The following is a 21,924-nucleotide window of genomic DNA, read 5'->3' as shown; positions in this document are numbered from 1 at the left end:
ATAGCAATTCATTTGGTATAGACAGTGTTTCGTCTGCCTTATATATTCTCAAATGCATGTTTTTCAATCAGCGGATAAGGTTACCAATACTGTATGGCAAATGTCAAAATGCCGTCTCAGTGCTTATACTGGCGACATAATTCTATGTCATGTTATGATAGCGCCAGTATAAATCATGCCCATCGTTACAACACTTGTTAAATAGTGCTTTGTACTGATGTGCTCACAAGCTGAGATTCATTGTGGCCTATATAAAAGACTCACAGAGCTATCATTTTTCCGCGCAAGCGCCCAAGCGCGATATAAGCTTGCCTGTTGCTATTGTTATTGCAGTGGCTGTTCATGTGCTGATTATTTTCGGAATTAGCTTCTCTATGGGAAAAGACCCAGCTGCTATGATGCAAGATGTGGCAAAGGCGCTGACCGACAATATGAAGCCCAATGAAGATGCGCACTTTATTGCCAACGCTTCACAAGAGGGCGGCGGTACAATAGAAGAGCAGCTCAGACAAGAGAACAATCAGTTAAGTGCAATGTCTGCTGAGCAAATGAGTGAGACTCAAGATATCGTTAATTTACAGCGTAAAGTACGTCAGCAGCGTTATCAAGAGAGTTATCTGCGTACGACGTTAAGTTGGCGTCAGGCCACTGTAGAGTCGGATAATGACAGCGAGCAAGCGCAAGATGATGCAATGGCGCAAGAAGAGCGGCTACGTAAGCAGATTGCCACCTTAGAAGCTCAGCTATCTCAGCGTCAGCAGGTCTACGCAACCAAATCCAAAGTCGTGACGATGGATAGTAATTCGACCACACGGGGTGCGGCAGCAGACTATATCAATACATTCCGTGAGCATGTCGAGCGAGTGGGCAACTTGCATTATCCCGTACAAGCGCGTGCTCAAGGCATTACGGGTGAAGTACGGCTAATGGTTATCATCAGTAACGACGGCAATATCAAAGCCATTCGACTGCTTGAAAGCTCGAACTCTACGATATTGGATGAAGCGGCCAAGCAGTCGGTACGACAAGCTGCACCCTTTGGTAAATTCACCGAAGACATGAACGATATCGTCGAGCTGCGCTTGATACGTACTTACCGCTATAGTGATACAGTCGAAGTAACGTACTAAGGTTAATGTATTCATGCACTAAGAAGATAGGTGCTAAGAAGATAAGCACTAAGAAAAAAGCTACTGAAATTAAAGTTACTGAAATTAAAGTTACTGAAAAAATATCACCGAAAATACAACTGTTAAGAATAACGCTTAACGCACTATTTTTTATAATCACAGATATCCAAGTTCATAACACACAGCTATAAAATAAAGAGTCAGTATGGAATTTTTAGGTTTTACCGTCGATGTCGCTACCTTAACGAGCAATGCCCTAGAGCTGGTCATTAAAGTCGCTTTAGCAATACTTATATTTATCGTTGGACGTTGGCTTGCCAAAAAGGCAGTCGCTTTTTCCGATCGCTTGATGACGCGTAGCCATCTGGACGAGACAGTTGCTAGTTTTTTAAGTCGCCTATTGTATGGCGTGCTACTGGTCGTGGTGATTTTAGCTGCACTTAGCAAAGTCGGTGTACAGACTACGTCGGTCGTCGCAATCTTAGGTGGTGCCGCTGTTGCCGTTGGTTTGTCACTAAAAGACCAGTTATCAAATTTTGCCGCTGGTATTATGATTGTGACGTTTCGCCCGTTTGTACGCGGCGATTACGTACAGATTAGTAGCTACACAGGTACAGTGACAGAGATTACCTTGGTTAACACCCATCTGACGACCATTAACAATCACGATATCATCATTCCTAATAGCGATATCACGACTTCACCTGTGGTCAATTATACAGCGCTACCCAATCGCCGCGTCGATATCACTGTCGGTATTGGCTATGATGCTGATATCAAAACGGCTAAAGACGTGATGTTAAGTCTGGCAAGAAACAATCCATTGGCTTTTACTGATCCTGAGCCTATCGTGCGAGTGACCAATCTAGGTGACAACTCAGTAGATCTTACCCTGAACGTTTGGACAACCAATGCCGACTGGTGGTCGATGCAATGCGAGCTACTAGAGCAATTCAAGCAAGCTTTAGATGATGAGAAAATCGAGATTCCATTCCCGCAGCGCAGTGTCCATGTTAAAGGCTTGGATCATATGATTAATCAGATGGGTCAAGCGCAAAAGCTACCACTATCTAAAGATTAATGAGTAGCTGTCTAATAGTTAGAAGACTGTTTAATAAAGTAGTGCTAGTTTAGATATAAGGATTTGGTAGGTTTAGACCTGCCAAAATCTCAATTTCAAAGTACTCCATCTCATCTTGTTCAGCTTGTCCGAGCTCATGATCAAAACCTAGTAGGTGTAGCACGCCATGCACTAGCAAATGGCTAATGTGCTGCGCCACTGTTTTGTCCTGTTCAGCCGCTTCACGTACCATCACTTCATGACAGATAATCAGCTCTCCAAGAGGCAATGTTGGCATCAGCTCAATGACGGCAGCAGGCAATTCGCTTGGATAAGACAAAATATTGGTTGCATAGTCCTTGCCGCGTGCTTCTAGATTTAAAGCACGGCCTTCGACGTCATCAGTGATATATATATCTAGAGTTTTAGATTTTTCCTGCCATAGCTCAGGATCGATATCTGCAAAATAGGGTAGGGTCAGACCATTATTAATACGACCATCTATATAATCTAAAGTCGCCATCATGACTGATAGTAAATGCTCGCGATTATAAAAAGTATCTAATATTTCATCATCAATACTGTCGGTCGCACTGATATCAAGTGCTGCTAAGCTGGCATGGTTGCTAGCAATCTTGTCATCGAAATTAGTATTGTCAGGTTGGCTCATATTGCTGTCCTTTTTATTATAAATAAATGCGTTTCTAATGCTGCAGTGTCTAGGTTTTTTATTTGCCAGTTTTTTACCGTAAAAGTAGTTCAATCACTGTTTATCTCATCGCTAAATTTTTGGCTAATAAAGAGAGGCCAATGTATAGAATATATAGAGGCTACTATAGCTAAGTTACTGGTAAGCGACTAGTAGCGAAAGAGCTAAATTCAATAAACTGTTGGTAAGAAAAAACCGGACTACTTTGAGTAATCCGGTTTTCTTATATAAGCTAAATGCTTATAGCAAATGATTGTAATTCAATGATTAGCTTGATTATTACAAATTGGCTGCTGCATTAGCGACGGCTTGTCTACGCTCTTGTTCTTTAATACGTTCAAACTTACGTTTTTCTTCTAAAGCCATTTGCTCTTCATCAAATACGTCATAGGCTTCAACAATTTGTTGTACCAATTGATGTCGTACGACGTCTTTTGAATCAAACTTTGTGATATGAATCTCTTCAATATCCTTTAGAATATCCATCGCTTGTGCCAAGCCTGATTTGTGACCACGTGGCAAATCGACCTGAGTAATATCCCCAGTGATGACGGCTCGTGAGCCAAAGCCCAAGCGGGTCAAAAACATTTTCATCTGTTCAGGCGTGGTGTTTTGCGCTTCATCTAGAATGACAAACGAGTTATTTAAAGTACGACCACGCATATAGGCAAGCGGCGCCACTTCAATAATCTGACGCTCAATCATTTTACCGACTTTCTCAAAGCCTATCATCTCATAGAGTGCGTCATATAGCGGGCGTAAGTACGGATCGATTTTTTGGGTCAAATCACCTGGCAAGAAGCCCAGTTTTTCGCCAGCTTCTACCGCTGGACGCACTAGCAAAATACGCTCAATCTCATTACGCTCAAGCATATCGACGGCACACGCCACCGCTAGATACGTTTTACCCGTACCAGCAGGCCCAATACCAAACGACACATCAGAGCTCAGAACGTTTTTTACATAACGCTGTTGATTGCCACCGCGCGGAACGATGCGACCTTTACGTGTACGTAAACTGATGGGCGTAAATTCGCTAGCCTCATCCAAATCTTCATCATATTCCATGTCATCGTGATCTTGTTCGTCTTCTTCCATGTCTTCATCACGAGAGAGGCTAGATTGGATGATGAGATGCAGCTCTTCTGCACTGATGTCTTTGGTGTTCTGTGCTTCATCTACCATTTTGTAGATAATACGTTCACCACGTTCGACATTGGTCACATCGCCACTCAGGCAAAAATCGCCTTGGCGTTGCATGATTTTAATATCGAGGCGTTCTTGAATATATTTCATGTGATTGTTGTATTCACCAAGCACGGTTTTTAGCTGTGCTGGGGTCAATGATTCAAACTTTATACGGCGGCTCATGGAATCAGTCAAGCGATTATCCTTTTATTGTGTACCCGACGCTATGATTTGGTTTTAATTGCGTGGCGGGTTGCAGAGATAAAATAGTTAGTGGCGTTACAGTATTTAGGTGGTAAAAAATTGTAGATGATAAAAATGACGGCGATATTATTGTTGTTTTTGTGGAAGGTCGTGAATGAAAGTAATGAAAAGTCTTGCCTTCATTATGGTAGAGAATTTTTAAATTTCAAGCCATACATCAGATAGATAACGCTGTTTTTGTATGCGGATTGCAACTGTTACAGCGATTTTCTATAGATTGATTCGATGTTGCTATAAGTTCTATATAATTCATCGCTACCCATCGTATGATAGTGCTCTAATAAAATTAAGATATTTGAGTTTTATGAATATAAACCTTGTTTATGATGAGAGTAAAGAAACGATTTGTCTACGGTTAAGACCACGGCATAATGGACAATTTGTGGTAATCTATGGGCGATACCATAGGTTGCTGCAACCTATCTAACAACAGCAGCGACATGATAAAAATTATAAAATAAAGTCAGTGACGAGCAGTTGTCTATCATAAATAAACTGCTTGTCCAAAAAATTATAATAGGAAAATCACGATGCAAGATACTGATTCACATTTATCCAATACTGACAGCATACCTAAAAAGTTCGACAGCATATCTAAAAACAAAGAAGCGATAACCGACCAGCAAGTGCTTATCGCAGGTGGTGGTCATGTTGGTTTGTCTTTTGCATTGCTATTGGCCCATCACGGTATTGCGAGCACCTTATTAGAAAAAAACAGCTATCCAACCATCAGTCCAACGGATGATAGTACTCGCAGCCATTATTTAGACAGTCGCAACACCGCATTGTCACGGCGCACGGTACAAATATATCAAGAGATTGGACTGTGGGATGAGTTACAGAGCCATGCCTGCCGTATCGACACTGTACAGATTAGTGAGCAAGGCAGCTTTGGGCGCGCGCAGCTAAATAAAGCAGAAGAGCGCGTTGAGTCATTTGGGCAAGTCATCGAAAACGCTTGGCTGGGTCGTAAACTTTTATTAGCCGCACAGCAAGCGCCATTAATTACCTTGATAGATAATGCCAATGTGACGACTGTCCAGCAGCAAGCCGATAGTGTGACACTTAGCTTTAATTATAACGATGAAGCCGAAAACGAGCAGCAGCTGCAAGCTAGCGTATTAGTCGCTTGTGATGGACGCGATTCTACAGTACGCCAACTGCTAGATATTAGTACAACTACGTATGACTATCAGCAAACGGCCATCGTCGGCGTAGTAGAGACAGATACGCCACACGAGCATGCAGCGATTGAGCGTTTCAGTCCAGCTGGCCCACTTGCCGTACTCCCACTGACCGATCCAAAGGGTGATGGCAATGATGAGTATCAACAAGGCTACAGACGCTCTGTGGTGTGGGTATGCCCAACAGGTGAAGAAACCAGATACTTAGAAGACGACGCCCATTTCTTGCAGACCCTACAGCAAGCCTTTGGCCAACGCGCTGGCAAGTTCACCACTGCAGGTCGCCGCGGCGCCTACCCATTGACACGTGTGCTAGCTGACAAGCAAGTAGAAGGTCGTTGCGTGGTCATGGGCAATGCGGCTCATACTCTGCATCCTGTAGCAGGACAAGGCTTTAATCTCTGTATGCGAGATGCACATGTGCTGGCACAAATGCTAAATGCACAAGTACTCAAAGGCGCAGATATTGGTGATGCACAGTTATTGAAGCGTTATGAAAAAGCACGTCAAACCGACCAGAAGCGAGTGATTCGTTTTTGTGATGCGGTAGTACATGGCTTCACGCATCCTAACCCAGCGATTAAGCTGGCGCGAAATATGGCATTGTTGGCTTTTGATAAATTGCCAAATATCAAGCCACTAGTCGCCACTTATGCGATGGGTCTAAAATCATAGCGCTATAGTTAATCTTCTTTAAAAGAGTGACAGCGTTAACCTCGCTTGAAGTATTGCCTATACATCTGCACTCGGTTGCCTTGTCTCTCTTTTAAACTGAATCAACTAACTGTAATTAAGATTGATAATAAGCATTCTAATATTGAACAATATTGAGAGACACCTTATGAAAAAAAACCATACGCTGATTATCGGTAGCGGTATCGTTGGGGCAACGCTTGCTCTAAAGCTGGCGCAAGATAAAATGCCAGTGACATTGATTGATGCCCGCCCTGAGCGTGATGAGTCAGCTTGGCAAGATGTACTTAGCAAACGTGATGCACGTGTCTATGCACTCAGTATGGCTAGTATTAATTTGCTTAAAGATATTGGCGCTTGGCAACATATTGCCGCCTCTAAACGCAAAGCAGACTACTCGCAAATGCAGGTATGGCAGCTAAATGGGATGGGTGAATTATTATTTGGCGAAAGTGAAGGTATTGGCGCCGAGGATAATAGTAGTAAAACTCATGAACCTATATTATTAGGAAGTATGGTCGAGCCTGCTGTCATTGAGCACGCCTTATGGCAGCGTTTGCATGAAGAGGATGTCAGCGACTATCTGACCCTTATCGCTGGTCATAAAGTTGTCAATATGGATTGGCTAGGGGCGCAGCAAGGCTACCGTGTAATTCTGGACAATGGCGAGGCGATTGATACACGTCTATTAGTTGGCGCTGATGGGCGCGGTTCATTTGTCCGTCAGCAAGCAGGGATTGGCGTAGATACACTTGACTATAAACAAACTGCCATCTGCTGTGCGATTCAGACTGAGAAACCGCATCAAGCGACAGCACGTCAAGCCATGCTACCAACAGGTACGTTGGCACTATTGCCATTAGCAGATATAACCGATGCTGATAAGACAAATCCGCAGCATTGGCAGTCGATCGTATGGACATTGCCGCGCAATCAAGCATTGGCATTGATAGAGGAAGAAGATCGTTTTATCGCTGATAAGTTAGCAGCTGCTAGCAATTACGAGTTGGGTGCGATTAATCAGATTGAGTCTATCGCTAGTTTTCCATTAGCGGCACAGCAAGCGAAAAGCTACGTCGCTGATAACTTGGTACTTATTGGCGATGCGGCTCATGGCGTACATCCGCTGGCGGGTCAAGGGTTGAACCTCGGTATGCTGGACGTGCAAGTATTATGTGAGCAATTAGCGCATGACTTTACACGTAGTGACGGTACGCTTTGGGGAAGTAATCAAACGCTACGTCATTATGAGCGTTCGCGCCGTCCACATAATAGCCTGATGATGCACAGTTTTTCTGCGCTTAATTGGTTATTTGCAGGGTCGCTTGGCCAAATGCGTCCTGTGCAACAAATCCGTAATGAAGGCATGTACCGAGTCAGCAAAATTAAGCCGTTGATGCGCTTGTTTGCTAAACAGGCGAGTGGTGTGTAGTTTCTATACTTAAGGATGAGTAGACCATGAGTACTAAATTATCGATAGTGATGACGGGTATGCTAGGCGTATTGGCACTGACAGGTTGTCAGACACCGTTAAAAAGCACGGCGCTCAATCAAAGTATTGAAGAGCCTCCTATTACGTTAGTACCAGATACTCCGGATTCAGATGGGGATGGCGTACTTGATGATATAGATGAGTGCCCTGCTACACCTTGGAAGGTGATAATAGATGAAGCAGGTTGTCCTATTGCAGGTATTGGAGTAGGTCTAAAAATGGAGTATCGCGCATTTTTTGATAAAGATAGTAGTGAGCTGTTGCCAAAATATCAAGCCGAGCTTGATAAAGTAGGAATGAAGTTGCAAGAGTATAAAACCGCTATCATATGGATTGAAGGTCATAATTCAAAAACTGAAATCGATAGTGTCTCTATAGATAAAGCGAACGCTTTAGCGGAAGACCGAGCGGATAAGATTAAAAATTATTTAATATCGAAATATAGCATTGACTCTGAGCGTATTACGACGACTGAGTATGGCGCAAGAAGACCAATTGCGCCCTCTGATAGTGAAGAGGGTAATATGTTGAATCGGCGCGTTTATGCGATTGCGTTTGAGCCTGAAGAATGAAAATAATTTTATTGTTAAACATATTCGAGACGATTCATCAAATGCGATGAAATAGGGGCTTCGATTTGATATGAAAATGAATTTAGATCTAGCCAAGTGCCGAAAAGAACACCATCAGCACTGGCGAGACAATATTGATCAAAAAGCCAAAGCTAATCGCTAGTGGCACGACTTTTAAACCACCGGACTGCTGAATAATAGGCAAGGTAAAGTCTAAACTGGTCGCGCCACCAAGCCCAACCGCGGCGGAAGGGTATTTGCGCATAAATACCGGAATAAAGATTAATGCAAAGAACTCACGTACTAAGTCATTAAACAGCGCGACACTGCCCCAAACCGCGCCATAAGCATCGGTCATGACAATCGCTGACAGTGAGTACCAACCAAAGCCTGACGATAATGCTAAGCCTTTCGTCCATGATACATTCGTAAATAGTAGCGCGAAAATAAGCCCGCCTACCAATACCGCTAGCGTAAAGATGATGCTCATTTCTACGCCGCGTTTATTGAGCAGTACTTCTTTTAAAGTGATGCCCGAGCCTTTTAAGCCTATACCGACCAGTAAAATCAAAATCATCAGCATGACGGTCATAGAATTTTCAGGCGGCATATAATCAGCAGGCAAGAAATAGCCAATCACCATCCCAATCACCACACAAACCACTTGCGCCAAGCTACCTCGAATGCTCACTCGATGCTCTTTGGATTTTACGCTTGGTTTTTTGGCATGCCATGGACGCAGATGGTCAAACACCATGAGCGCAAACAATCCTGTACCAATTGTTAATATTGATAGGACGGTGACATACAGCGCAATTTCACCCAGCTGATTGCCTAGACCTTCTACCTGAGACAGCTCAATACCGATCAACGCTAGGATGATAAATACCAAGTATGATAGACCTTTGTCGGCCACTGTTGTCATGGTAGGGTTAGACGGAATGGCAAAGCCAATAAACATTGGCATTAGGACCAGAACAAGGGTGACTAGGCTTTGCATGATGACGGGCTCGCAGCATTTTTAATAAGGCGTTTTTAAGAAGCTGAAGATTGTACCATACAAGGTTAGCAATACTGATATGAGCCACTGAGATTCATTGCAAACCATCGGTCGTTGTTAATTAAAATAGAAAAAACTGGACGATTATAATGATGATAATAAATATCTTTTTCAAAATACTTGAACGTTTTTGAGCGCTTTGTAATTCTTTACCTTATAAACTTTTGTTGCTACATTAAAGTACTGAAAATATTTGGCTAGTCTCATGTCGCTATATCAGCTCAAAACTCAGTTTCAAAATCAGCTACGCCCGATAAGCAATACGCTGGTTGAGCAAAATATTACCGCTAACCAAGTGACAGTATCCGCTGTTTTATTAAGTATCGGTACTGCCTATATCATTGCCAAACCAGCGGCTGAACAGCAGCGGCTGTGGCTTTTATTACCAACATCATTGTTTGTACGTATGGCACTCAATGCCATCGATGGCATGATGGCGCGTGAGCATGGCCAGGCATCAACGCTAGGAGCCGTATTAAACGAAGTAGGTGATATGGTTGCCGATACGGCGCTATTAGCGAGCCTGACCCCTCATATTCTGACCCATCATATCAATGATAAAGAACAGCAAACGTTAATAGCCAACTTGCCAACGAATATATCAACTTCTCAGCATCATATCACTGGCCTGATTGCCCTTAGTATTGGCACCGAGCTATTGGGCGTTACTAGTAATGCCATGTTAGGTGCTCGTGCTAACCAAGGGCCTTTGGGCAAAAGCGATCGCGCCTTCCTATTAGGTGTGCTTGGTGCGTTTATGAGTATTAGAGATAAAGCGCCAGTAAGTATTAAAGGGCAGGTGGCTTCGCCTGCCGTCAGAATAGGTCAATTATTTATACTAACAGAGATAATGCTACTAAAGACCTGTCTCAATCGACTACGTTATATGACAGAGTTATACTTGAGGCGTAACCCACCTCAGCTGCGATCCGTACTGGGTGAGTCAACAAACAACTCACTATCTCTTACTGTTGTTTTGCCAAATACTTCTACTGATAACGCTCGCCCATTGGAGTTCAAAGAAATGCCAACCACAACCGTTGATAGTCAAAAATTCGAAGAACAGGCCAGTGTTGGTTTTGACTTGCCTGCATCTAAAATCATCAATGGTGAAAGCTGTTATAACGCTTATGATGGCACGGCTATTTATTATCGCTACTGGCTAACGACGCCTTTAGAAGATATTAAGCAAGCCAACCAACCGTTGCGCCAAGTTATCTTATTGCATCGAGGGCATGAGCATTCGGGACGATTGGCAGAGCTGGGAGAGCAGTTTGCAACAGCTGGCTATCAAGTATTTGCTTGGGATGCGCGCGGTAATGGTCGCTCAGGCGGTATCAAAGACCATGCTGAGAGCGTTACCGAGCTTGAGCGAGATTTAGAAGGTTTTGTACAACTGGTGATTGGGCAAACAGGCATTGCTATTGAAGATACATTGATTGTCGCTAGCAGTATCGGCGCGGTATTGGCAGCAGCATGGGTACACGATTATGCGCCAAATATTCGCGGGATGATACTTGGAACGCCTGCGCTCAGTATTCGCTTGTATTTGCCCTTTGCCATACCATCGCTAAAGGTGGCGCGTACGCTAGGTCTGATGTCACGTGTCAGCAGCTACGTTAAAGCACAAGTACTGACCCATGATAAAGACGCACAGCAGGCTTACAATGCCGATCCATTGATATCAAATAGTATCTCGACCGATTTACTCATCGATACTCATGCAACGGGTCAGCGTCTACTCGATGATGCAGGCGCCATTACCGTACCGACGTTCGTCTTATGTGCGGGCAAGGATTATGTGGTCGATAAGCAGGCTGAGCGCACGTTTTATGAAGCGATTAACACACCGATCAAACGCTGGCAGTTGTATCCAGACAGCTATCATGCAATCTTTCATGAGACCAATAAAGCCGATGTATTTGCCGACTGTATTGAGTTTGCTGAGCAAGTATTTAGCGCACCAGTCCAAGCACCTGATTTGAGTACCGCTCACTTAAACAGTGCCAGTAAGGATAAGGTGGATCGTTTGGCGATTAAACCATTCAATGCAAACTTTGCGATTACCCGGTTTGCGATGCAGAAGTTTGGTCATGTCAGCGATGCGATTGCCACAGGGCTTGAGCATGGATTTGATTCTGGCCATTCGCTGGATCATGTCTATTACAATCAGCCCAGCGGTCAGAATAAATTTGGCCAGGCAGTCGATAAGTTTTATTTAAATAATATCGGCTGGCAAGGTATTCGCATTCGCCGTGAGCACATACTGGAGTTGGCACGCTTAGCACTTGCAGATATCGAAGATAAAAATCAGAGTAACGCCAAACCATACCGACCAAAACTGTTAGATATCGCTAGTGGACATGGTTTTTATGCATTTGATCTGCTGACAGAGTTTACAGATTTATATGCTGAATTGCGTGATTATGAGATGCATAATATACAGGCATTGCACGCAAAGGCGGAGCGTTTGGGCATGAGCAGTCGAGTCGTGACCAGTCAAAAGGATGCCTTTGATCCTACTAGTTATGATGCCTTTGATCCTACTAGTTATATCGATGCAGATACGAATGATACTAGTACCGATACTAAAAAATCAGATCTTGCTATTGCTTCTGGGTTGTTTGAGTTGTTCTCTGATAATTCGCTACCAGCGACAGCTTTAGCAGGTATTTATGACAGTTTGAAGTCGGGCGGTTATCTGATTTATACCAACCAACCGTGGCACCCTGAGCAAGAATTTATCAGTAAAACATTAAACAATCACCGTGGTAGTAGTTGGATGATGCGTTGCCGTTCGCAGGCGGAGATGGATCAACTGATTGAGCGCGCGGGCTTTAAGAAAGTCACGATGCGTATCGATCGCTTTGGAATATTTACTGTTTCGTTAGCGATTAAAAATTTACCAGCTGATGATGAGTGATAAATGAACAATCAGCAGGTTAAACCTTATGAGCGTGTTCAACTGTTTTCAGGCGGAGGTTCGCGTTTTGGTTATTATTTGGGCAGTTATGCAGCACTAGCAGCGCATGATTTGACGCCAGACATTATCGTTGGTACTTGCGGTGGTAGTTTGTCTGCTTACTTAGTACAACTTGCGCCTGACCCTAAGGATTTGCAAGCGCTGATGTGCAGCCGTGAGTTGTATCGCGTCATTACTGCCATCAGACATGTCGCGCCAGATGAAGCCAATAAACGTCTAAAGCTGCGTTATATGACCCATGCACTCAAACGTTGGCGGTTATCAAAGCAAAGGGATCATGGACAAGGACAACGTCAAGCAGACAGCTACGAGCGACTGTTAAATGAGCTACAGCAGTTAGCGATGTTTCGTATCGATAACGAGCAGTATTGGCTAGATGAGCTGTCGCGGTTCGCTGCTAGTAATAATAATGGTAGCGCTGTCGATAAAGCAACGCTAGAGATAGCCATCATTGGCAGTCGATTGTATCAGGCACCTGCTGATGGTTTGTATAATGAAAAACTCGCAATGCAAGAATTGTTATTTGCACCGCCACGCTTAGCAAGTTTGCCAGATTCTGCATCAGGTCTGGCTGACGAACAAATAACGTCACCAGCGCATATATTTGCAAACGGACGCATACACCCGTCTGTAAAGGTACAGACGCAATGGGATTTTGCCCCAGTGATCCGCGCTTCTATGGCTGACATGTACTATCTACCGCCAACACATATCACAGAGCTTGGCTGGTGCTTGGGAGGTGTGATCAATCTGACACCGATTGAGCTAGCCTGTCAGTTGGGCGACAGCGTATTTGCAGAGACCAAGGCAGGTTATGACGCATGGCTAGCTGCTCCCGCGATTCAGCGTGTTTTTGGTTTTGATCCTAATAGGCGATTGGCAGCAGTACACGGTTATCAACCAATCAGCGTGTCGCCTCGCACTGACACCACTAATAAAAACCGTCAGCTACACTGGTTACCATTTGCAGATAACGAGCAGCAACTGAGAGGGCAAAATGTGCAAAAGCGTTTTAACCTAAAGCAAATGACCGTCGAGCTAATACACAGTGATTACGATGGCTTTGTGCAGCAAATGCAGGCGCAATGGCAATATGGCTACCAGCGTACAGCGGATTACATACAGCAGCATAATTTATGAAAATTCTCGTAGAAGATACCGCCGGAAATCATACGCCGCATATTATTGTCGTTGGTGGCACGAGTGGTCTTGGCTTGGCATTGGCTCTGCATCATGAGATGCTTGGCTGGCAGGTGAGCGTTATTGGTAGTAACGAGGCAAAGATAGCCGACATTAATAACCAGCATCCTACCATCGTGACTTATGTGTGCGACTTAACGGATGTTATCCAAACACAGAGTTTGTTAGATGAATTGTCAGCTACAAGCTTTCAAAGGCTTGTCTATAGTGCTGGCAGTTATACCAATGAACGTGTTCATCATCTAAACCAAGCAGACAGTGATAAAATGTTAGCGATTAACTTGCAGGCATTTGAGCAAGTTTTTAGATGGGCAAGCAGTCAGTTAAAACAGCAATATCAGTCATTGGACGCTAGCAAAGGCGATAGACCAAGCCTTGTCTGTATTGCCTCTATCGCAGGTACGATGGATTATCCTTATGCCAGCCTTTATGCAAAAAGCAAGCGCGCAATGATTGCGACTGTCAGCGCTTATCGGGCAGCACTTGTACCTTATGATATCCAAGTGAACTGTATTGCCTCAGGCTATATTGATACTCAAGCATTACGTGATTTAAACGATGGCGATGCTAGCCATAAGCCATTTATCATGAGCACGCAAGCAGCGGTTGATCATATTATGCAAGCGATTGACGATGATATAGAACTAGCGATATTTCCACGCTCGATGCGCTATATCACGAGTGCCTTAAATCATTTACCAAAGCCTGTGCTCAATTGGATATTGCGCAGTAAGCTGGATAAAGCCAGATAGTATGTCTATCAACATTTTGGCTAGGTTTAACCAAGTAGCCAATAGAGTAAGGTAAATACTGGCACTCCAATCAGCAAACTGTCTATCCGATCTAATACCCCACCATGACCAGCGAGCATCGTTCCAGTGTCTTTTACCCCGTGCTGGCGTTTGAATGCTGATTCTAATAAGTCTCCAAATATACCGCTTACCGCCAAGCCATAGGCAGCTAATAGACAGACCCACCAATCAAAAGGGGTGAGCCAAAGACCTAATACTGTTGCCAAGATTGCCGCAACTAAACTGCCAAAGATAGCACCTTCAATGCTTTTATTGGGGCTAATAGTCGGCGCTAGACCTCGTTTAAACAGCTTACGTCCAAGCAGTCGCCCACATAGATATTGGGCAATATCATTAAACTGACTGGCAAATAATACGAAAAGTAAAACACCATATTGTTCGCGTTGCCAGGTCAATTGCTGTAAGGCTACAAGGCTAATGATGAGTGAGATGAATGCAATACTCAGTAGCAGGTCTAAGTAATTAAGCCGCGTATAGTGTTGAGTCGAGTTGAGAGATGTATTCGGTAGCAGGAGCGTACTTGGCTGTAAGCCTTGCGCTTGGAGTTTATGAATGAGCATGGCTTTACTGCGTAAACACCATAGGCGTTTAATCTCGTAGCTGCCGCGTAGACCAATTAATATAAAAAATAAAATGAGTAGCCATTGATAGGAATATGCTTGCGAATAAGAACCTTGCGTATCGTTCGTTATTTTTGCAATCACATAGCAAGTGCAGAGCGCGGCAAGCATCAACCACCACGAGCGGGCTATCAGGTAGATTTTTGGCAAGCGTTTGCGCAGACGAGGTACGGCAAGTACACTCCAAGCCAAGCTGACAATTATCATCAGGGCAATCACAAACACAATATCAGAAGCCATACCGTGGACACTCAAAGAAGAAGTAATATTTTAAGCCTATCCATAATGATAGCTTAAATGCCTCTTTAACTATAGTGTTAGATATCACCCTTGATGGGTTTGGCTATTATCTGTCGTACGTTCAAATATGGTCAGTAACAGGTATCGGATAACGCTCGTTTTCTGTCATGCTCTCAAAGGAATCAAAGGTAGCGTTTCTCCATGGCAGAATGATACTGGTCAAAGGCGTTTCAGCTAAATTAGGATAATCCTCACGGTAATGCCCACCGCGACTCTCAAAACGCTGATAAGCCGATTGGACAATTATCGTTGCTAACGCTAATTGCCTCACTAATTGAAAAATGGCAAGCTCACTGTTAGTAGTAGGAGTTCTACTGCTCGTATCAGATAGCATGATCTCAGTATGTTCGATTGACTCTTGCCACTGCTCAATTTGTCGCAATGCTTGCTCTAATTGTTTGGCACTACGTGTAATGCCCATATTGGCTGTCAAAAGAGCTTTCAACGCTATAGTTATCTCTGCACTATTTACGTCAGAATGAAGCGCTTTATCGGCATTATAAGTTGGATACGATGACTGCTTAGAAGAGGGCAAGATGACAGGTTGAGTGTTTTCTAATGTCGGAGATTGCCAAATATCGGCAGCTAACTGATGCAGTTCATAGTAGGTAGTCGTATGTGGCTGCGGCATTTTTTCTAAAGCTTCAGCCGTTTTCTTTAAAGCCTCTAAGTTCTTTAAGCGATCCAATTTTGTTAAGTAACGAGGTAAGTTGGCGGCGATGTTTCGACCAACTACCACACACTCCAACAATGAATTACTTGCTAAACGGTTGGCTCCATGTAGCCCTGTATAAGCAACTTCGCCTGCTGCATACAGCCCTGCAATATCGGTCAATCCATTGGCATCAGTCACCACGCCGCCACAACTATAGTGGGCAGTCGGAGCGACCGGAATAGGATCTGTGGTCATATCGATGCCGAGTGCTAGCAGCGTCTGATAAATCTGCGGGAAATGCGCTTGTATAAATGCGGCTGGCAAGTGACTGACATCAAGATGTACGTAGCCAAGTCCGTTACTACTAATCTGATTGGCTATTGCTCGAGCGACGATATCGCGTGGCGCCAATTCAGCGCGCTCATCAATATCTAACATAAAGCGCACACCAGTCTGCGGACAATACAGTCGTCCACCTTCACCGCGTAACGCTTCAGATATCAAAAAACTGCTGTCATCTAATGCCAGACCTGTTGGGTGAAATTGAATAAATTCTAAATTTGCCAAGCGGCAACCTGCCTGCCATGCCATCATGACGCCATCACCAACACAGACGTTAGGCGCGCTGGCACGCTTAAATAACTGACCTAAGCCACCACTAGCCAGTACAACAGCCGCACTATGAATGGTGAGTTGGCGCTCATTGACATGATCAAAGATTAGCGCCCCTCGGCAATGTTTAATGTCGCTATCGTTCATGCTAAAAGAAGAGCTGCTAATCATGGGTGAAGTCAGTAACTCTAATGCTTCATGATAAGGCAAGATAGTGATATTGATTGCAGTCTGTGCTTTGATGGTTAAGGCGTCCATCACGTGTCGACCCGTTGCATCATCCGCATGAGCCACACGTCTACAGCCATGACCGCCTTCTTTGGTTAAGTGTAAGTCACTGGTTTTTAAGACTGCAAAATCAGGTGCATTATCATTTTCTTTAGTTAAATTAGATTGAGTAAATGGTACACCTTGCTCGCATAGCCACTGCACCGCTTGCTGTCCTGCACCCAAGATACGGGCAGTATTGTCCGTCGCACACAATCCTGCACCAGCAATTAAGGTATCAGCGACATGATCAGTCACAGAGTCTGCTTTGTCTAAGCTAGCTGCGATACCACCTTGAGCGTAGTGACTTGAGCACACCTCAAGTGCCGCTTTGCTTAAAACAGTGATATTCAGCGATTTTGGCAGAGATAGCGCGGTGCTCAAACCTGCCAGACCAGCTCCAATAATAAGAACATCAGTTTTTATCATATTACTCATATCACTGCTGCTCCTATTATTTTTATAGCGAGTGGTGCTGGAACGATCAACTGAATGCAACGGACTCATGCTAGGCTGCCCCAACGTTAGCGAACAGCGCACGGTCTTTTACAACGTCGCCACTAGCGGTTACACGTTGCTTTTGTGCTTCAGCAAAATCGAGCATCCGTTGTAAAGGTTTCTTAGCTGCTACTGCTAGCTCAGGTGTCATTAGTACTTCACCGCTTTGATTGGTTAAGCACTGCTCAATACCTTTTAGACCGTTCATGGCCATCCAAGGACAAAACGCACAGCTCTTACAGCTTGCACTCTCACCAGCAGTCGGTGCGGCCAAGAATCGCTTGTTTGGCGAGCGTTTTTGCATCTCGTGCAATATGCCCAAGTCAGTAGCGACGATAAAGGTATCAGCATCCATCTCATACGTTGATTGCAAAAGCTTGCTAGTCGAGCCGACCACATCGGCTAGTTCAACCACACTATCAGGTGATTCAGGATGTACCAAGACTTTGGCCTCTGGATGTTCCTCTTTTAATTGCATTAGCTCAGTGGCTTTAAATTCGTTATGTACCAAGCAAGACCCTTGCCACAGCAGCATATCTGCACCAGTCTCACGAGCGATGTATTTGCCTAAATGACGGTCAGGGCCCCAAATAATCGGCTCACCTTGGGCATGTAAATGACGGACGATGTCGATACCGACAGATGAGGTGACCACCCAATCAGCTCTCGCTTTTACTGCGGCGCTGGTATTGGCGTAGACGACCACAGTACGTTCAGGATGGGCATCACAAAATGCTGAAAACTCGTCAGCAGGACAGCCTAAATCGAGCGAGCATTCGGCTTCTAAATCTGGCATGAGGACGATCTTTTCCATGCTTAATATTTTTGCCGATTCACCCATGAAGCGCACACCAGCGACGACCAAAGTCTGAGCGCTATGAGCTTGTCCAAACCGAGCCATTTCAAGTGAGTCACCGACGCAGCCACCGGTTGCCAATGCCAAGTCTTGGATAAAAGGGTCGACATAGTAGTGTGCTACCAGTACGGCATTATTCTCTTTCAGTAGCTTCTTGATATTTTCTTCGACTACGATGCGTTCAGTGCGAGGCAAGTCTGCTGGCATTTTAGCCTTGGCGTATTCAATGTTCATCTGAGTGGCGATGCGATTGTCCGTACTCATGATAGGTGCGTCGTAAGGATATTTTTTCATAATGGCAGCCTTTGTTGGTGCGATAACGATAAATGTATGTGCTAAAAAATAGGTAGTTGGACATAACAAATTTATAAGTTGTCTTAATTATGCTCATTTTGAGCATAATTACAAGTGGTTTTTTATACTCAATAAGTCAAAAGATTGGGTTTGAGTGCTAAAAGTGATGTGCAGTTAAGTCGTACTGAGCTTAAAAGTAGTGCTAATTCATGCATCTTATAACTATTTATCGTTATTGATTTTTCATACTTACAACCACAGACTATGATAGTTTTAGATTCGAGCTATACTAAGCAATACCATAGCTATTAACCCCAATAGCCTTTTACATTTCAGAGAAAAAGGATAATTCCCAAAGCCATGACGTTGTCTTATTCACATGCGCACCAGCAAGGTAGCGGCACGACAGAAGTGGTCGCCGTATTGGTCGCTATCACCGATCATATCGCGCGCGTTCTAACCGTTGACCAAGGCAAGCTGTTGCCAAATGGGCCGCTTATGCCGCTACATCGCTCTCTACAAGCGGGCGTACGTCAGTGGGTAGAGGAGCAAACACAACAACCGCTCGGATATTTAGAGCAGTTATATACCTTTGTCGATACCAACAGGCGCAATATTGATGGCCATGCGTTGGTGTATGTGAGTTATTTGGGTTTGGTGCAAGAGACGCAAACGCAGGCACTCCAAAGCAAAGCACTCTGGCGAGATTGGTACGACTATTTCCCATGGGAAAATCATTTGGACGGTATGCCTAGCATTATTATGGACTTTATCGTGCCAGCACTACTCGAGTGGGCCAATACTGCCAACGACTCGATTGTCCAACAGCGCAGGCGTCAGCGTATTGGCTTATGTTGGGGACTGGACGAAGCGTTTTTGGCAAGCGGCAAACTCACTGACAGCCAATCAGTCAACGAACACGATAATGAAAGTAGAGAATGGATTGCAGAGCATGTATTACTACGCTATGAGATGCTTTATGAAGCAGGTCTGATACCCGAAGCCCCTAATTATCCGCCCAATTATCAAGCTGTTGCCTTGCCAGAGGACTGGTCACAACGCATAGGTGTACCCATGTATTACGATCACCGTCGCGTGATCGCTACTGCTATCTCAAGACTGCGCGCGAAGATTGAATATAGACCGCTTATTTTTGGGCTGATGCCAGACTTCTTTACCTTATCGCAGTTGCAGCAGAGTGTTGAGGCATTATCAGGCGTGCGTTTGCACAAGCAAAACTTTCGTCGATTGCTTGATTCACAAAACTTGGTAATGGAGACAGGAGAGAGTAGTACTGCTCAGCGCGGTCGTCCTGCCAAGTTATATCGCTTCCGCCATGATATTGAATTGCAGAGTTTATTGATGGACAGCAAACTTCCTAAGCGCAAATAGTCGTTTCAAGCCAGTCCGTTGTATCTCTAAAGTGATTTGTAAAACGAAAAACTTGTCACCTTTCCTTGCAGGGTCGCTAACTTTACGCTATATTTATGCTCATTTTGAGTTTAAATGACGAGCAGTTTTTATCAATATCATGCCTAGATAAGGGTCAAAAATGACAATTGAACGAGAGCCAAAATTGGATGACGTATTGCTCAAGCCATTGGTTGATCAAGCACTAACTGAAGATTTGGGTAGGCGTGGTGATGTAACGTCGCAAGCTACTATCCCAGCCGATATGCAAGCGCAGCTACAGATCAAGGCGCGGCAAGCAGGCGTGATATGTGGTATCGACTTGGCACGTTTGTCTTTTGCCTTAGTCGATGCGCAAATTGAGTTTATTGCACAAGTACAGGATGGCGAAACAGCAGAGGCTGGCGCAGTGTTAGCGACCGTAAAAGGTAACGCGCGTCACTTATTGACAGCAGAACGCACGGCTCTGAACTTTATGACCCATCTCAGCGGTATTGCGACAGCGACCCGTCAAATTGTCGATAGCGTGGCTCAATATCCTGCGCAGATTACTTGTACGCGTAAGACCATTCCAGGCTTACGTATTGTACAAAAATACGCCGTACGCTGCGGCGGCGGACGCAATCATCGATTGGGGTTGGATGATGCGATTTTAATTAAAGACAACCATATCGCTATTGCTGGTGACATCAAAACGGCCATTCAGCAAGCACAGAAATTTGCTGGGCATCTGATTCCTATTGAGGTCGAAGTCGATACACTAGAGCAATTAGAGCAAGCGCTCGATGCAGGTGTGAGTTTAGTACTATTAGACAACATGTCGCCTGAAACATTGTCGCAAGCGGTTGCTATGTGTCAGGGTCGAGCAAAGACTGAAGCCTCAGGTGGTATTACGCCTGAAACGGTACAAGCGGCAGCAAGTACGGGAGTTGATTTTATCGCCATGGGTTATTTGACGCACAGTACGACAGCCTTAGATATTGGGCTAGATTTTAGTGCATAAATACAAACGTGTTAAAGACTAGTAGCGCTATATGCGCTCGATTTTATGACAAGGGTTATAACCGAGTTAATAGAATGGCAATTTATACTGATAGCTTGTACTGATCATCTGTTAAATGCTTGTTTTTACACTGAAGCTTTACTAAGGTGACATGTAGGCGTAACGACGCAAAGTTAATGATTTTATTAGCTTATCTGCCTATGCTACAATGCTATTTTTAGTTGCCTATTGGGTCATCGTTGCACTCGCACGATGACCTTATCTTTTTGCACAAGCGGTATCAATAGACAAGCGAGCGCTCAGTGAATACTGAAATTATCAAGATAATCCTAGCCTTTATGGTATTGATCAATCCATTTAGCGCATTGACGTTATTTTTAGATTTGACTCGCGGCTATTCGATGAACAATCGACGTAAGGTCGCGCGCGTTGCTTGTCTGACCATTTTTATCACCATCAGCTTTTTTACGATTGCAGGTGAGACGCTACTAAAAACCCTTGGTATTTCTATAGGCTCTTTCCAATTGGCAGGCGGTATATTGGTGTTTTTAATCGCCCTAAATATGATGAATGGAGAGGGTAACCCGGTTAAACCTGATCAAGAGAACTTCGATGTTGATCATGTGAAAGATGCACCAGTCTCGATGGCAGCTGCCGTGGTTCCCCTTGCGATTCCGATGATGATTGGGCCTGGTGGTATCTCCACGGTTATCATTTATTCTTCACAAGTATCAGGTATTTTGCAGGTATCTGCCATCTTGATTGCAGGCTTATTCATCAGTCTGTTTTGCTATTTGGCATTGATGGCGGCAGGTCGTATCAGTCGTCTATTGGGTGATACTGGCTTGAATATCATGAGCCGAATCATGGGTATGCTATTGGCCGCCGTTTCTATCGAGATTATCGTTAATGGACTGCGTACGCTCTTTCCTAGCTTGATGTAAATGATCAACACTATCGCTAACCATGTATATTTATACAGCGGTTAGCAGTTATCAACATGATTCAGTATTATCCAATACGTTGTTTACTTAATATTCAGTTTATTCAACACTCAGCTTA

The 21,924-nt window shown here is 44.2% G+C and carries 17 protein-coding genes; 11 read left to right on the top strand and 6 right to left on the bottom strand.

The window, feature by feature from the left end; all coding sequences use genetic code 11:
- The first annotated feature begins 242 nt into the window (after positions 1 to 242).
- Both ACI2IW_RS02810 and ACI2IW_RS02805 read left to right on the top strand, forming a co-directional pair.
- On the top strand, positions 243 to 1,130 hold the full coding sequence (locus ACI2IW_RS02810) for a TonB family protein (RefSeq protein WP_201571580.1): 888 nt from the start codon (positions 243 to 245) through the stop codon (positions 1,128 to 1,130).
- A gap of 205 nt (positions 1,131 to 1,335) precedes the next feature.
- Positions 1,336 to 2,211: a mechanosensitive ion channel family protein gene (locus tag ACI2IW_RS02805; protein WP_102092965.1), complete on the top strand. Its 876-nt coding sequence runs from the start codon at positions 1,336 to 1,338 to the stop codon at positions 2,209 to 2,211.
- Between the two features lie 49 nt (positions 2,212 to 2,260).
- On the opposite strand, the gene ybeY is transcribed toward ACI2IW_RS02805, so the two are convergent.
- Positions 2,261 to 2,860 carry an rRNA maturation RNase YbeY gene (gene ybeY, locus ACI2IW_RS02800; RefSeq protein ID WP_379543904.1) on the bottom strand — a complete coding sequence of 200 codons (600 nt, stop codon included), beginning with the start codon at positions 2,858 to 2,860 and terminating at the stop codon, positions 2,261 to 2,263.
- Positions 2,861 to 3,178: 318 nt separating this feature from the next.
- On the bottom strand, positions 3,179 to 4,282 hold the full coding sequence (locus ACI2IW_RS02795) for a PhoH family protein (protein WP_201547628.1): 1,104 nt from the start codon (positions 4,280 to 4,282) through the stop codon (positions 3,179 to 3,181).
- A 599-nt stretch (positions 4,283 to 4,881) separates the two neighbouring features.
- On the opposite strand from ACI2IW_RS02795, the gene ACI2IW_RS02790 reads away from it, so the two are divergent.
- The 3 genes from ACI2IW_RS02790 (at position 4,882) to ACI2IW_RS02780 (ending at position 8,292) form a co-directional block, all read left to right on the top strand.
- Complete coding sequence (locus ACI2IW_RS02790; RefSeq protein WP_404692565.1) at positions 4,882 to 6,210, top strand: UbiH/UbiF/VisC/COQ6 family ubiquinone biosynthesis hydroxylase; 1,329 nt, start codon at positions 4,882 to 4,884, stop codon at positions 6,208 to 6,210.
- Between the two features lie 166 nt (positions 6,211 to 6,376).
- Positions 6,377 to 7,660, top strand: a complete 1,284-nt coding sequence (locus tag ACI2IW_RS02785; protein ID WP_404692564.1) for an FAD-dependent monooxygenase — start codon at positions 6,377 to 6,379, stop codon at positions 7,658 to 7,660.
- A gap of 26 nt (positions 7,661 to 7,686) precedes the next feature.
- Positions 7,687 to 8,292: an OmpA family protein gene (locus ACI2IW_RS02780; RefSeq protein ID WP_404692563.1), complete on the top strand. Its 606-nt coding sequence runs from the start codon at positions 7,687 to 7,689 to the stop codon at positions 8,290 to 8,292.
- A gap of 88 nt (positions 8,293 to 8,380) precedes the next feature.
- Here the strand turns inward: ACI2IW_RS02780 and ACI2IW_RS02775 are convergent, their stop codons facing one another.
- Positions 8,381 to 9,292 (bottom strand): lysine exporter LysO family protein, encoded by a 912-nt coding sequence (locus ACI2IW_RS02775; protein WP_404692562.1) that lies wholly within the window; start codon positions 9,290 to 9,292, stop codon positions 8,381 to 8,383.
- Between the two features lie 265 nt (positions 9,293 to 9,557).
- On the opposite strand from ACI2IW_RS02775, the gene ACI2IW_RS02770 reads away from it, so the two are divergent.
- From ACI2IW_RS02770 to ACI2IW_RS02760, 3 genes are read left to right on the top strand one after another with little or no spacing between them, the layout of a single operon-like run.
- Positions 9,558 to 12,275: an alpha/beta fold hydrolase gene (locus tag ACI2IW_RS02770; RefSeq protein WP_404692561.1), complete on the top strand. Its 2,718-nt coding sequence runs from the start codon at positions 9,558 to 9,560 to the stop codon at positions 12,273 to 12,275.
- 3 nt (positions 12,276 to 12,278) lie between these two features.
- Entirely contained in the window at positions 12,279 to 13,475 is a 1,197-nt protein-coding gene (locus ACI2IW_RS02765; protein WP_404692560.1) for a patatin-like phospholipase family protein, read from the top strand.
- A complete protein-coding gene (locus ACI2IW_RS02760) occupies positions 13,472 to 14,287 on the top strand; it encodes an SDR family NAD(P)-dependent oxidoreductase (RefSeq protein WP_404692559.1) in 816 nt (271 codons plus the stop codon). The genes ACI2IW_RS02765 and ACI2IW_RS02760 overlap by 4 nt, the downstream gene beginning before the upstream one ends.
- Before the next feature lie 26 nt (positions 14,288 to 14,313).
- Here the strand turns inward: ACI2IW_RS02760 and ACI2IW_RS02755 are convergent, their stop codons facing one another.
- The 3 genes from ACI2IW_RS02755 to nadA form a co-directional block, all read right to left on the bottom strand.
- A complete protein-coding gene (locus tag ACI2IW_RS02755) occupies positions 14,314 to 15,207 on the bottom strand; it encodes a phosphatidate cytidylyltransferase (RefSeq protein WP_404692558.1) in 894 nt (297 codons plus the stop codon).
- 121 nt (positions 15,208 to 15,328) lie between these two features.
- The gene (gene nadB / locus ACI2IW_RS02750) at positions 15,329 to 17,239 is read right to left on the bottom strand and encodes an L-aspartate oxidase (RefSeq protein ID WP_404692557.1); all 1,911 of its coding nucleotides are present in this window, start codon (positions 17,237 to 17,239) and stop codon (positions 15,329 to 15,331) included.
- 70 nt (positions 17,240 to 17,309) lie between these two features.
- Positions 17,310 to 18,449 carry a quinolinate synthase NadA gene (gene nadA / locus ACI2IW_RS02745; protein WP_404692556.1) on the bottom strand — a complete coding sequence of 380 codons (1,140 nt, stop codon included), beginning with the start codon at positions 18,447 to 18,449 and terminating at the stop codon, positions 17,310 to 17,312.
- A gap of 360 nt (positions 18,450 to 18,809) precedes the next feature.
- Between nadA and ACI2IW_RS02740 the strand changes: the two genes are divergently transcribed.
- From ACI2IW_RS02740 to ACI2IW_RS02730, 3 genes are all read left to right on the top strand, one after another.
- Complete coding sequence (locus tag ACI2IW_RS02740; RefSeq protein WP_404692555.1) at positions 18,810 to 19,841, top strand: NrtR DNA-binding winged helix domain-containing protein; 1,032 nt, start codon at positions 18,810 to 18,812, stop codon at positions 19,839 to 19,841.
- A gap of 160 nt (positions 19,842 to 20,001) precedes the next feature.
- Positions 20,002 to 20,862, top strand: coding sequence for a carboxylating nicotinate-nucleotide diphosphorylase (gene nadC / locus ACI2IW_RS02735; protein ID WP_404692554.1), 861 nt, complete (start codon positions 20,002 to 20,004; stop codon positions 20,860 to 20,862).
- 302 nt (positions 20,863 to 21,164) lie between these two features.
- The gene (locus ACI2IW_RS02730) at positions 21,165 to 21,806 is read left to right on the top strand and encodes a MarC family protein (RefSeq protein ID WP_082624565.1); all 642 of its coding nucleotides are present in this window, start codon (positions 21,165 to 21,167) and stop codon (positions 21,804 to 21,806) included.
- The last annotated feature ends 118 nt before the right edge of the window (positions 21,807 to 21,924 follow it).

The sequence above is a fragment of the Psychrobacter sp. NPDC078501 genome (genome assembly GCF_044900935.1).
Lineage (GTDB): Bacteria > Pseudomonadota > Gammaproteobacteria > Pseudomonadales > Moraxellaceae > Psychrobacter.
Note: the sequence above shows the minus strand (reverse complement) of the source record. Positions and strands in the feature narration are given on the sequence as shown.